The sequence below is a fragment of the Streptomyces incarnatus genome (assembly GCF_001027185.1).
GTDB classification, from domain to species: domain Bacteria; phylum Actinomycetota; class Actinomycetes; order Streptomycetales; family Streptomycetaceae; genus Streptomyces; species Streptomyces puniciscabiei.
Genome location: NZ_CP011497.1, coordinates 1,771,941 through 1,785,254, shown reverse-complemented (window position 1 = coordinate 1,785,254; position 13,314 = coordinate 1,771,941). Strand labels below are relative to the sequence as shown.

At 71.2% G+C, this 13,314-nt stretch carries 10 protein-coding genes; 3 read left to right on the top strand and 7 right to left on the bottom strand.

The window, feature by feature from the left end; all coding sequences use genetic code 11:
• Positions 1–20 precede the first annotated feature (20 nt).
• From ABB07_RS07900 to ABB07_RS07870, 7 genes are all read right to left on the bottom strand, one after another.
• Positions 21–2,897 carry a glycoside hydrolase family 2 TIM barrel-domain containing protein gene (locus ABB07_RS07900; protein ID WP_208898045.1) on the bottom strand — a complete coding sequence of 959 codons (2,877 nt, stop codon included), beginning with the start codon at positions 2,895–2,897 and terminating at the stop codon, positions 21–23.
• A gap of 18 nt (positions 2,898–2,915) precedes the next feature.
• A complete protein-coding gene (locus ABB07_RS07895) occupies positions 2,916–3,731 on the bottom strand; it encodes a carbohydrate ABC transporter permease (RefSeq protein WP_208903333.1) in 816 nt (271 codons plus the stop codon).
• 23 nt (positions 3,732–3,754) lie between these two features.
• Entirely contained in the window at positions 3,755–4,720 is a 966-nt protein-coding gene (locus ABB07_RS07890; RefSeq protein ID WP_208898044.1) for a carbohydrate ABC transporter permease, read from the bottom strand.
• 20 nt (positions 4,721–4,740) lie between these two features.
• A complete protein-coding gene (locus tag ABB07_RS07885) occupies positions 4,741–6,003 on the bottom strand; it encodes an ABC transporter substrate-binding protein (RefSeq protein ID WP_208898043.1) in 1,263 nt (420 codons plus the stop codon).
• A 190-nt stretch (positions 6,004–6,193) separates the two neighbouring features.
• Entirely contained in the window at positions 6,194–6,457 is a 264-nt protein-coding gene (locus ABB07_RS07880; RefSeq protein WP_341845874.1) for a hypothetical protein, read from the bottom strand.
• 17 nt (positions 6,458–6,474) lie between these two features.
• Positions 6,475–7,716: an ROK family transcriptional regulator gene (locus ABB07_RS07875; protein ID WP_208898042.1), complete on the bottom strand. Its 1,242-nt coding sequence runs from the start codon at positions 7,714–7,716 to the stop codon at positions 6,475–6,477.
• 153 nt (positions 7,717–7,869) lie between these two features.
• On the bottom strand, positions 7,870–9,132 hold the full coding sequence (locus ABB07_RS07870; RefSeq protein WP_208898041.1) for an FAD-binding protein: 1,263 nt from the start codon (positions 9,130–9,132) through the stop codon (positions 7,870–7,872).
• Between the two features lie 158 nt (positions 9,133–9,290).
• Between ABB07_RS07870 and ABB07_RS07865 the strand changes: the two genes are divergently transcribed.
• From ABB07_RS07865 to ABB07_RS07855, 3 genes are all read left to right on the top strand, one after another.
• A complete protein-coding gene (locus ABB07_RS07865; RefSeq protein ID WP_208898040.1) occupies positions 9,291–9,965 on the top strand; it encodes a pyridoxamine 5'-phosphate oxidase family protein in 675 nt (224 codons plus the stop codon).
• 58 nt (positions 9,966–10,023) lie between these two features.
• Positions 10,024–11,367: a radical SAM protein gene (locus ABB07_RS07860; RefSeq protein WP_208898039.1), complete on the top strand. Its 1,344-nt coding sequence runs from the start codon at positions 10,024–10,026 to the stop codon at positions 11,365–11,367.
• A 301-nt stretch (positions 11,368–11,668) separates the two neighbouring features.
• Entirely contained in the window at positions 11,669–13,147 is a 1,479-nt protein-coding gene (locus tag ABB07_RS07855; protein WP_208898038.1) for a cellulose-binding domain-containing protein, read from the top strand.
• Positions 13,148–13,314 lie beyond the last annotated feature (167 nt).

The window sequence follows — 13,314 nt, the reverse complement described above, 5'->3', positions numbered from 1 at the left end:
GGACCTCGGGACCGTGTCGGTCAACTGGACTTCGCGTCGGGGGCGGCGGAGAACACGAAGGAGAACTCCGCCGGTTCGGCCCGCAGGTGGTACGGGGGCAGCGGGCCGGGGCCGCAGGACTGGGAGCCGATGCCGTGCTGGCCGTGGTCCAGGTTCACCCAGACCGTCTCGCCGGGAGCCAGACCGGTGCGGTGCGTGGCGGCGTCCAGCTGTTCCGTGGTCCAGCGGCGGGCGGTGAGCCAGAAGGCCGGATCGCCCTCGATGCGCAGGCCGCCCAGCTCGGCCCAGCGGACGTCGATACGGGCGCCGTTCTCCTGCGGGCGGACGTAGGGCGTCTGCATGCCGTCCACGGTCGACTGCCAACGGCCGACCGCCGCCGCCGTCCTGGTGTCCGGATACGCCTCGCCGGGGCCGCCGCCGTACCACCGCACCCGGTCGGCGGCGGAGAGTCCGAAGCGGATGCCGAGCCGGGGCAGGGGGACGGTCCAGTCGCCCTCGGGGATGGTGCATACGGTCAACCGCAGACGGTCTCCATCCGACGTCCAGCGGTATACCGTCGACAGGCCCAGCTCCCGCGCCGCCGGCGCCACCCGGGTGCGCACGGTCAGCGTGTGCTCGCCGGTCTCCACCCCGTCCAGCCGGTGCCGCATCCGGTGCAGGCCGAGCTTCCGCCACACCAGCCCGTAGCGCAGGTCGGACTGCCAGGGGGCACCGTCGTCGTTGTCGGTGGTGGCCCGCCACACGTCCAGGCGCGGCCCGGAGACGGGCACGCCGCCGACGGCCGTCAGGGCGCCGGTGCGGGCGTCGAAGGTGCCGGGGCCGAGGGTGATCACCCCGTCGCCGGTCACCGGCCGGGCGGTCGCCGGGACCGTGGGCACCGGGCGCTCGGACACCGGGACCTGGCCCCAGGCCACGACATGGCCCTTCGGCGCCCAGGCGGAGTCCGCCGCGAGCGCCGCCCGGACCGTCCAGAGGGCCTCACCGGCCGGCGCCCCGGCGGGCGGTGCGGGCAGCTTGACGTCGGCGGACTCGCCGGGCGCCAGCGCCGGCACCGACAGCGTCCCGGACTCCACCGTCTCCCCGTCGACCTCGTACGACCACGAGAACGCCAGCCCCGACAGCCCGGCGAAGTCCTGCTTGTTGGTGATCCGGACCGTGCCGTCGCCGAAGTCGCCGGTGATACCGACCGGTTCGATCACCTTCTTGAACTCGGCCAGGCCGGGGGAGGGCTCCCGGTCCGGGAAGAGCAGGCCGTCGCAGACGAAGTTGCCGTCGTGCAGCTCCTCGCCGAAGTCGCCGCCGTAGGCGTGACCCAGCTCCGGGTGGGCGATGCCGTGGTCGATCCACTCCCACACGAATCCGCCCTGCAGCCGGTCGTACGACTCGAACAGCCGCTGGTAGTCGGCGAGTCCGCCGGGGCCGTTGCCCATGGCGTGCGCGTACTCGCAGAGGATGAAGGGGAGCCCGCGCCGCTTGAGGGTGCCGCCGTCCAGGCCCCGGCCGATCCGCTCGACCTCGGCGTGGTCGGCGTACATCCGTGAGTACACGTCCGTGTCACGGCAGTTGAGGTCGCCCTCGTAGTGGAGCGGCCGGGAGGGGTCCCGGCCCTTGATCCACTCGGCCATCGCGGTCAGGCCGCGGCCGGTGCCGGCCTCGTTGCCCAGCGACCAGACGACGACCGACGGGTGGTTCTTGTCCCGTTCGACCATGCGCGCCGCCCGGTCCAGCAGGGCCGGGGTCCAGCGGTCGTCGTCCACCGGGTTGTCCCGCCAGCCCTGTTCGGTGAAGCCGTGGGTCTCCAGGTCGCACTCGTCGATCACCCACAGCCCGTACGTGTCGCACAGGTCGAGGAAGGCCGGGTGCGGCGGGTAGTGGGAGGTGCGGACGGCGTTGATGTTGTGCTGTTTCATCAGCAGCACGTCCTCGCGCATGGTGGCGAGGTCCAGCGCGCGGCCCTTCTCCGCGTGCCACTCGTGCCGGTTGACGCCCTTGAACAGCACCGGCCTGCCGTTGACCTCGATCAGGCCGTCCGTCAGTTCCACGGTACGGAAACCGATGCGCAGCGGTACCCGCTCGCCCTCGGTGGCCAGGGTGCCCTCGTACAGCCTCGGGGTCTCCGCCGACCACGGCTCGACCGGTACGGTCACGCTCTCGCCGGTCGCGATGTCGACGCCGAGCTCGGAAACGGTTACCCGGCCGTCCACGTCGGAGTCGACGCGCAGGGTTCCGGTGCCGGCGCGGTGGTCGTAGGAGGCGTGCACGAAGAAGTCGAGGACACAGCCCGCCGGGCGGTGCAGCAGGGTGACGTCCCGGAAGATGCCCGGCAGCCACCACTGGTCCTGGTCCTCCAGGTAGGAGCCGGCCGACCACTGGTGGACCCGGACGGCCAGGACATTGCCCTCGGGCCGCAGCAGATGGCCGACGGCGAACTCGTGCGGCAGCCGGGAGCCCTTGAACTCGCCGAGGTCCGTGCCGTTCAGCCACACCCGGGCGCAGGACTCCACCCCGTCGAAGCGGAGCACGGCGCCCCCGGCCGCGCGGTCCGGCCAGTCCTGCGGCAGGTCGAAGACCCGCAGATGGTCGCCGGTCGGGTTCTCCGTCGGTACCCGGGGCGGGTCGACCGGGAACGGGTAGAGGTGGTTGGTGTAGATCGGGGCGCCGTGGCCCTGCAGGACCCAGTGGCCGGGGACCGCGATCCGAGCCCAGTCACCGGCGTCGTACCCCTCCTCGGCGAAGGAGTCGTCCTCGGCGTCGGCCGTCGGCGACAGCCGGAAGCGCCAGCTGCCGTTCAGTGAGAGACAGGCGGCGCCGGAGGCCGCGTACCAGGCGCGGGGCGGCAGCGCCCCGGAGCCCGGCGAGACGTCCTCGACGTAGTCGGTGACGGTGCGCTTGCTCACAGGCATCGGTCTCCTAGCTCAGCCCTTGATGCCGGTCTGCGCGATCCCCTGCACCAGCCAGCGCTGGAGGAAGAGGAACACGAACAGCAGGGGCAGGATGGAAATGGCGGTTGCCAAGAAGATCTCGTGGAAGACGACGGTCTGGTTGGTGATGTACGACGAGAGCGCGACCTGCACGGTCCACGAGCTCGGGTCCTGCCCGATGACCAGCGGCCACAGGAAGGCGTTCCAGCCGTTGATGAACGTGATCGTGGCGATCGCGGCGAAGAAGTTCAGCGAGTTGGGTACGACGACCCGCCAGTACGCGCCCCAGTGGCCGAGCCCGTCCACCCGCGCCGCCTCCTCCAGCTCCTTGGGGAACCCGAGGAAGTACTGCCGGAACAGGAAGCAGGTGAAACCGCTGAACAGGCCCGGGACGATCAGGCCCCGGTAGGTGTCCACCCAGCCGAGTGAGGACACCAGCACGAAGCTCGGCACGAAGGTCACCGAGGTCGGGACCATCAGGGTGCCGAGGACGACGTAGAAGATCTTGTTGGCGTGCCGGTACGGGATGCGGGCCAGGGCGTAGCCGGCGAGCGAGCACACCAGCAGGATGCCGGCGGTCATGGAGACGGCGACGACCGTGGAGTTCAGCAGGGCCCGGGCGAACGGCACCGACTGGTCGTCGAAGAGCTCGCCGATGTTGCCCCACTGCAGGTGCGTGGGGAAGAACTCCCAGTGCTCCCCGGTGATCGCCGCGTCGGTGGACAGGGAGTTGCGCAGCAGCACGTAGAACGGGATCAGGAAGAGGAGGGCGGCGACACCGGTGGCGATGCACAGACCGGTGTTGCCCATCACCCCGCCCCTGCGTCTGGCGGTCACTTGGACTCTTCACCCCTTCCGAAGCCCATGATCCTGCCCTGGAAAAGGGTGACGACGACGATCAGCGCGGTCAGGATGACGGCGCCCGCGCTGCCGGCGCCGTAGTCCTGTTCCGTGCCCAGGGCGGTGTAGTACAGCTCGACCAGCGGCGGGCGGCCCCAGGTCGTCTTGTCGAGCAGGTTGTAGAACTCGTCGAAGGCCTGGTACGCGGCGATGAGCAGCAGCAGGATCACCGCGGTCGACGTGGCGCGCAGCTGGGGCAGCGTGATGTGCCGGAAGGTCTGCCAGCCCGGTCCGGCGCCGTCGATGGCGGCCGCCTCGTACAGCTCGGCCGGGATGTTCTGCAGCGCGGCCAGGAAGAGGATCATGTAGAAACCGGACTGCAGCCACAGCCGTGCCGTGACGATGACCAGCCAGTACCAGGGCGGGCTGGGGCTCGCCAGCCAGGCGATGTTGTCGATCCCGAACCAGCCGAGGACGGTGTTCATGAGGCCGAAGCGCACACCGCTGAAGAGGGACATCTTCCAGATCAGCGACGCGGCGACGTAACTGCACGCGGTCGGCAGGAAGAACACCGACCGGAAGAACGCCCGCATGAACCGCAGCCGGTTCACCAGCAGGGCGAGGCCCAGCGACACCGCCCAGGTGGTCGGCACGATGAACGCGGCGAAGACGGTGAAGGTGCCGAGCGAGTGGACGAACTTGGGGTCCGTCAGCATGTACGCGTAGTTGTCGAAACCGATGAACTTCGACGGTGTGACCGTGAAGCGTGCGTCGAAGAAGCTGAGGTAGACGCTCCAGACGATCGGCACGTAGATGAAGAACACCAGCCCGACGAGGAAGGGGCTGATGAAGAGCCAGAAGTTGAAGGTGCGGCTGCCGCGCAGACCCCGCCACGTGCGGGCCGGCCGGGCCTTCGCCGGGGCGGGGTCCGCGAGGGCGGGATTGGTCGTCGTCGACATGTCGTGGTCCGTCCGCCGGCCTATCCGAACAGCTTCTTCAGCTCGCGGTTGACGGTCGTGTCACACTCGTCCAGGGCCTTCTCCGGGTCACCGTCCTTGCGGACGCAGTTGGCGAGGAGGTCCCAGGTCGCCTGGATCATCGCCTGGGTCCAGCCGATGTTGTCGAAGTGCCCGTAGTCGTTGAAGAGCTTGACGCCCTGTGCGGGCAGACCGGACTTGAGCGTGCTCGCCGAGGCGGCGATCGAGGAGCGCGGCGGGATGTGGAAGCCGTACGAGGTCGAGAAGTCCTCCTGGTACTGCTTCTGGTCGATCCACAGCCACTTCACGTACTCCTTGGCCGCGTCGACGTCGGCGCCCTTGGCGTTGACGAACATCGACCAGCCGCCGTTGTAGACCGAGGGCTTGCCGGAGTCGACGGTCTTCGGGAAGGGGAAGATCCCGAGGTCGTCGCCGAGCGCCTTCTGGAACTGCGGCATGGCCCACATGCCGCAGAACTGGATGGCGCACAGGCCCTGGCTGAGCGAGGAGGGGTCCCAGAAGTCCGTCGGGGCGCCGAGGAGGAGATGGCCGCTGGTGAAGAGGGTGCGCAGCTTCTTCAGGCCCTCGACGACTCCGGGGGTGTGGTAGGCGATCCGGTTCTTGTCGTCGAGGGTGTCGGCGCCGGCGGACCAGATCAGCGGGTTGATGATCGAGTGCAGGTCGTTGCCGAGGTAGACGCCCTTCGTCTTGCCGGTGGTGAGCTTGGCGGCGGCCTCGATCAGCTCGTCGAGGGTCTCGGGGACCTTGACGCCGGCCTTCTCGAACAGCGAGGGCCGGTAGAAGAAGAACTGCGGGTCGTCGATCATCCGGACGCCGTAGATCTTCCCGTCCACCGTGTGTGACGTGATGTCGGCCGCGTTGAAGTCGTCCTTGACCGGATTGACGATGTCGCTCAGGTCCGCCACCTGACCGCTCTTCACCAGCTGGATCTGCGGGTGGAACTCGAACACGTCGGGCGCGTTCTTGGTGAGCAGGGTGGCGAACAGCTTGCTCTCGTAGTCGGCGCTGGTGATCCACTGCGTGCTCACGTGCGCCTTCTTGTACGCGGCGGCGTACCGCTTCACCGCCTGTTCCACCCCCGGCTCGCCGTAGGCGTGGAACATCTGGGTGAGCTGCCTGCCCGAACCGCTCCCGCCGCGCCCGTTGTTGCTGCCGCACGCGGCGAGCGGGGCGGCGACGGCCAGACCGGCGGCGGCCCGGAGTATCGAGCGGCGGTCCCAGGTGCTGTTGCGCTCTGCCGACATGGTGACGTCCTTGTCTGTCGAGGTGCGGGTGCTGCTGAGGCTGGCGGGACGTTAACCTTCGGCTAAGTCTTCGGCAAGGGGTTGGACGAAGTCTGTTCGAAGCGTTGTGTCCGGTTCGGGATCCCGAACGGCACGGTGGGAAAAGGGAATTGAGGGCCGCGGGGTCAGGGGAGTGGCCGACGGCCCTCGGTCAGGGGAGAGCGACGGTTACCGTCTGGCCCGGGCTGCGTCGTACGGACTGCACCTCGGGGGCGAAGTGCTGGAGGTCGTTGACCCACCAGGCGCCGGACGCGCCGATGTTGTCGATGGTCTGGGCGGCGTGCGGGGAGACCTCGGCGGCGGCCGGGGCGGCGTCGGCACGCGCGGAAGGTGGGGTGAGGAGGGCTCCGGTGACGGCCAGTGCGGCGTAGGCCGTCAGCAGCAGGGAGGATCTCCTGGCGCGGGGGTGAGACACGTGCATCCCTTCCGTCGTCATGAAGGCGGTGCGGTACGGCTCCTTGTGCTGCTGCGCTTTCCAGGCCTCTGCCCGACGGACTGCAGTGCCCCTTCCAGCGCGAACGTGGCCGCGCCCAGGGACACCGGGTCGGTGGGGACCGGGGAGAGGACGATCTCGGTGGCGGCCAGCGGCCGGCGCAGCGCGTGCCGCGCGACGGCCCGGCGGACCTCGTCGAGCAGCGGCTCGCCCAGCCGGGCGGCGACCCAGCTGCTGAGCACGACCACCTCGGGGTTGAGCAGGTTGATCAGGTCGGAGACGCCGGCGCCCAGGTAACGGGCGGTGTCCCGGACCACCTTGAGGGCCACCGGGTCGCCCGCGGCCACCGCGCCGGCCAGCGCGTCGATGCTGGCCGTCTGGTCCTCGGGGTGCAGCAGGGGCGACCGGGGGTCGAGTTCGCGCAGGTTCTGCATGATGCCGGGCGCGCCGACGTACGTCTCCACGCAGCCGTGATTGCCGCAGTGGCACAGCCGCCCGTCCAGCACCAGCGTGGTGTGGCCCCACTCGCCGGCGCTGTTGCTCACGCCCCGGTGCAGCCCCCCGCCGAGGGCGAGCCCGGCGCCGACCCCCGTGCCCAGGTTGACCACGACCGCGTCCCCACGGCCCCGCGCGGCCCCGAACCACAGCTCGGCCACCGCGCAGGCGCGCAGCGGGTTGTCCAGGTACAGGGGGTAGGCGATGTGCTCGGCGAGCAGGTCGAGCAACGGTACGTCGTGCCAGTCGAAGTTGGGCGCGTACTCGGCGACGCCGGTGTCCCGGTCCACCTGGCCCGGCACGCTCACCCCGACGCCGAGCACCCGGGCCGCCTCGACCCCGGCCTGCGCCACCACCGAGCCGACGGCCGCGGCCACCTGGCCGACCACCTGCTCCGGGCGGTTCTCGCCGGGCCGCATGTCCTCGTCGGCGCGGGCCAGCACGTTCAGCGCCAGGTCGAACAGCTCGACATGGACGTACGTCTCCGCGATGTCGACGCCGATCAACGCGCCCCCCGACGCGTTGACGGCGACCAGGCCCCGGGGGCGGCCGCCGGCCGAGTCCTCGAACCCCACCTCGGTGATCATGCGGAGGTCGAGCAGCTCACCGACCAGCGTGGCGACCGTGGCCAGGCTCAGCCCGGTGGCGGCGGCCAGCTCCTGCCGGGAGGTGGGAGACTCGGCGATGATCTGGCGCAGCACCTCGTAGCGGTTCGCGGTGCGGATGTCACGTGATGTGCGCTTCAACGCGGGGCCCCTCCCATCCCGTCCGGCCGGACCAGGCCGGGCGGCTCCGGCACCGGCGCGGGCGCCAGGCTATGGGCTGGGAGGGAATTTCGACAAGGGGTTAGGAAAGGGGCTGTAGAAAGTCCGCCGCGGCGAGACCGCGCCAGGTGACCGTCAGTCTGCCAGCAGATCCCGCACGAAGGCGTTGGTGAACTTCCCCGCCGGATCCAGGGAGCGGGCGAGGTCGCGGAATGCGTCGACGCGGGTGTAGCGCCGGCGGACCACCGCCGACGGGACCTCGTACACCTTCCCCCAGTGCGGCCTCGGATCGAACCGCACCAGCGCCTCCTCCAGCCGGCGCACCACCGGCAGGACGGCCGCCTCGTCCCGCACCCAGGTGAAGTGCAGGGCCACCGAGTTCCGCGCGTGGGCGGGGCTGAGCCACTGTGTGTCGGCGGCGACCGTCCGTACCTCGCACGTCTGCAGGACGCGGGCGACCGCCGGGCGAAGGGCGTCGATCCGCTGCAGCGCCTCCACCGCCGCCGTCCGCGGCAGCAGGTACTCCGACTGGATCTCCTCCCCGCTGCTCGGCGTGAACTCCGCCCGGAAGTGCGGCAGCCGCTCGTGCCACGGCCCGGGCACGCCCAGCTGCTCGGTGCAGTTGCCCGCGGGCATGCCCGGCACCGGGTGCAGCGGCACCCGCGCGGGCGCCGCCCACGGGAAGTCCACCGCGGGCTGGTCCGTGCGCCGCTTCACCCACACCTGCCTGAAGCCCGGCGCCCGCCAGTCGGTGAACAGGCTCACGCTGTATCCGGCGGCGGCGACGGCGGCGAAGTCCAGCCCCTCCAGCGGCAGTTCGGTGAACACGTGCTGCTCGACCTCGTACGCCGGCTCCAGGTCGAGGGTGAGCGCGGTGACGACGCCGAGCGCGCCGAGCGAGGTCACGGCACCGTCGAACCGCGGGTCGCCCCGGCCGATCGTCACCGTCGAGCCGTCCGCGACGACCAGCTCCACCTCCCGTACGGCCGAGGCGAGCGGCCCGTTGCCGACCCCCGATCCATGGGTGCCGGTCGCCACCGAACCGGCCACCGAGATGTGCGGCAGGGAGGCCATGTTGGCCAGGGCGAGGCCGTGCGCGTGGACGGTGTGGGCCAGTTCGGCGTAACGCACTCCGCCCGCGACCCGGACGGTGCGCGCGGCCGTGTCGACCTCGATCACCGGCGGCAGACCGGCCGTGGACAGCAGGACACCGTCCGCGCCCGGATCGGCGATCCGGTTGAAGGAGTGTCCGCTGCCCAGCACCCGTACCCGTGCACTGCGCGCCACCAGCGCCGCGAGCGCGTCGAGCGTGCGCGGCCGGTGGAACTCCCGCGCGGAGTAGGTGATGGTGCGCGCCCAGTTGGTGACCGCCCCGGCGGTCTCGGCCGTCCCTGCCACAGTTGCGTCCCTCCCGGAGAGTCCGTGTGCGCCGACCCTCTCATCCGGAAGGGCACGGGAGGGAGGCTTGCTGCGGATTTCGTCGCAGTAGGCGGTGTTGATTGATGTTTCTGAAATCTCGCTGGCTCGATGGATGCGATATCGGTACCTTCGGCTGCATGACCCAGGAACCGCTTCCCGCCCGCCTGCCCGTCACCGACCGCACCCGGCACCGCAGGCTGCGCGAGCAGGGCAGCCTGGAGCGGGCGGAGCTGGAGGCGATCCTCGACGCCGCCTTCGTCTGTCATCTCGGGGTGCTGGTCGACGGGCGGCCGGTCGTCGTGCCCACGGTCTACGGGCGGGACGAGCGGTGGCTGTATCTGCACGGGTCCGTGGCCAGCCGCAGCCTCGCCGGCGACACCCCCGTGTGCGTGACCGTGACGCACGTGGACGGGCTCGTGCTCGCCCGGTCCGTCTTCGAGCACGGCGTCAACTACCGCAGCGCCATGATCCACGGCATCGCCCGCAAGGTCACCGACCCCGAGGAGAAGCTCGCGGGCCTGCGCCGGCTCACCGAGCACTCCGCGCCCGGCCAGTGGTCGTACGCCCGCCGCCCCAACCGCAGGGAACTGGCCGCCACCACCCTGCTCGCCCTGTCCCTCCAGGAGGCCTCCGTCAAGATCCGCACCGGCGCCCCCGACGACGGCGACGGCCCCGACGCCGCCCTCGGCCTGTGGGCCGGCGTCCTGCCGCTGACCACGGTCTGGGGCGCCCCGGAGCCCGACCCGGCACTGCCGGCCCGGACCGCCGTACCGGACCACATCGCCCGCCGCGCGGGGACCCGGCACGGCTGAGCCGCAGGCGGGGGCATACGGTGTAAGCCGTACGCCTGAACCGGGAGGAGACAGACGGATGGGCAGTCGTACCGCGCTGGTCGAGGATCTGATGGAGCGGTTCCCGCACGTACCACGGGAAGCCGTCTTCAAGGAGGACCTGCTCCGCGGCGGCGTCGCCTTCGACCCGTCCGCCCTCAGCGACAACGAGAGCGGCGAGGTCAAGCCCAAGTCGTACTTCATCTTCTCCTTCGACCACGGCACCCTGCCCGAACTCGGCGAGGCCGCGCTCAGGCGCCCGCCGGAGGAGATCATCCTCACCGGTGGGCCGTACGACCTGCGCCGTACCGTCGTCTCCGTACGGGTGAACCCGGCCTCGCCGTACCGGGTGGCCGCCGACGAGGAAGGGCTGCTCGGGCTCTACCTCGACGGGAAGCGGATCGCCGACGTCGGTGTGCCGCCCATGCCGGAGTACTACCGGCACACCCTCTCCAACGGGAAGTCCGTGATGGAGGTGGCCCCGACCATCCAGTGGGGTTACCTGATCTATCTCACCGTTTTCCGGGTCTGCCAGTACTTCGGCGCCAAGGAGGAGTGCCAGTACTGCGACATCAACCACAACTGGCGCCAGCACAAGGCGGCCGGGCGGCCGTACACCGGCGTGAAGGACGTCGAGGAGGTGCTGGAGGCCCTCGAGATCATCGACCGGTACGACACCCAGAAGGCCTCCACCGCCTACACCCTGACCGGCGGCGCCATCACGAAAACGGTTGCCGGGCGCGACGAGGCCGACTTCTACGGCCACTACGCCAAGGCCATCGAGGAGCGCTTCCCGGGCCGCTGGATCGGCAAGGTCGTCGCCCAGGCGCTGCCCAAGGCCGACGTGCAGCGGTTCAAGGACTACGGCGTGCAGATCTACCACCCCAACTTCGAGGTGTGGGACCGGCGCCTGTTCGAGCTGTACTGCCCCGGCAAGGAGCGCTACGTCGGCCGCGACGAGTGGCACAGGCGGATCCTGGACTCCGCCGAGGTGTTCGGCGCGCGCAACGTGATTCCCAACTTCGTGGCGGGCGTGGAGATGGCCGAGCCCTTCGGGTTCACGACGGTGGACGAGGCGATCGCGTCGACCACCGAGGGGCTGCGCTTCTTCATGTCGCACGGCATCACGCCCCGCTTCACCACCTGGTGCCCCGAGCCCACCACCCCGCTCGGCAAGGCCAACCCGCAGGGTGCGCCGCTGGAGTACCACATCCGGCTGCTGCAGGCCTACCGGCAGACGATGGAGGACTTCGGGCTGTCCTCCCCGCCCGGCTACGGCCCGCCCGGACCCGGCCGCGCGGTCTTCTCCGTCAGCTCCTTCATGGACAGCCTGCCCGCGGAGGACCCGGCGGCGGACGCCGCGGAGGCGCCGGCCGAGCTGTGACGCCGCGCACCGGACCAGCGGGAGGTCGAGCGGGGCCGGCGGGAGGTCGAGCGGGGCCGGCGGGACGTTGAGCCGGGCCGGCGGCAGTTTGAGCGAAAGGACGCCCGCCTCCGTATGTGAGGCCGGAGTTGTGGGCTCGCTCGCGGCACGCATCCGCGCCGCCACCATCGGTAACCGGATGTGAACAGGTCGCTTGTCAGTTGTGTCAGGGACGTGAAAGGCTCTGTGCCCTGCCGCGAGGTTCCCCGCAACTCCCTTCCGTCTGTGGTGAGTTGCCCTCGCTCGTGGATGCAGGAGTCCCATGCCCGACCTGCCGACCCCCAAGGACGCCACCGAGTCCGCGCTGTTCTCGGAGGGCTGGGACGCGGTGCTCAGTTACGCCGACCTGTGCACCTCCGGATCCCTGACGGCCCATCAACTGGCGACCGAGGCCTTCACGCTCGGCATGCGCGAGATCCGCGCCGCCGCGAGCACCCATGTGCGCGGCGCGGGCCGCCGCACCGCCCGGCTGCCCACGATCCCGGCGCTGCTCACCGCCGTACGCGACACCGCCGCCGCCTGGGAGGCCGACGGGCAGGGCCACAAGCTCGACCCCGACCTCAGGCTGTGGCTCAACTCCTCCAACGCCGCCCGCTACGCCGGCCCGCCGCTGGAGCGCCCGGTCGCGCTGCGCGGCCTGCGGGACATGCAGGAGGCCGACGCCTCACTGCTGTGGCTGGCCGAGGTCGAGGCGCTGCCCCTGCCCACCGTCGCCCGCCGGCTCGGCCTGGACCCCGCCACCGTCGCCGACGAACTCGACCAGGTGCGCACCCTGTTCCGGGACCGCTGCCACCGCGCCCACCTCGACACGCCGATGGACGCGCGGTGCCGCTCCTACGCCCGCCTGCTGGACGCGGTCACCCGCTCGCCCGCCGCCGACACCCCCGACGACCTCTCCCGGCACCTCGCGACCTGCGTGCGCTGTGCCGAGGCCGCCGCGTGCCTGCGCCTGCACGGTGGCGGGCTGCCCGCCGCGCTGGCCGGCGGGGCCATCGGCTGGGGCGGCCTCGCCTACCTGGAACGCCGCCGCCGCGCCGCCGAGGTCCGCCTCGGCGCGGGCCGCCCCGCCGGTGCCGAGGCCGCCGGAGATCCGGAGGAGGGCGCCGGCCGCAGCCGGGCCCTGCGCGGTGGCCTGCTCGCCGCCGCCGTGCTGCTCTCGGCGCTGGCGCTCGGCGTGTCGCTGATGCCGTTCGGCGGCTCCGGCGACGACAGCGCCGCCGCCCGCGACGACCGGCAGCCGGTCGCCGACCCCAGCGTCCCCCGGACCACGGCCCCGCCCGGCTCGCCGACGGCATCCGGCACCACGTCCTCAGCGACGCCGACCAGGGCCGAATCCGGCCGCAAGCAGCAGCCCGACCCCGAGCCCCAGGGACGTACCTCCTCGGCGGCGCCCGGTCCCGGCCCCGTCCGCTCCAGTGCCCCCGTGGCCGGCTGCCGGGTCGCCTACCACCTGGTCGACCAGTGGCCCAGCGGCTTCCAGGCCGCCGTCACCGTCACCACCGACCGGCCCCTCGACGGCTGGAGCCTGTCCTGGGCGTTTCGCGACGGCCAGCAGGTCGGCCAGATGTGGGACGCCACCGTCCACCAGAGCGGCTCCCGGGTCACCGCCACCGCAGCCGACTACAACAGGACCGTCGCCGCGCACGGCACGCTGTCCCTGGGATTCATCGGCACCTGGCAGGGCAGAAACCGGTCCCCGTACGGTTTCACGCTCAACGGGGCGGTCTGCACGGCGGGCTGAGCGCGGCGTACGGAAAACCGTCGTACGGAGACACGGCGTACGGAGACACGCCGACGGAAACACGCCCGGAAACACGCCGTACGGAAAATGCTTTGACGTGACTCCCCCTGGGTGGGCTACGTTTTCAGGGCACGCCGAGTGGTGTGCGCACGCACGAGTGGGACGAG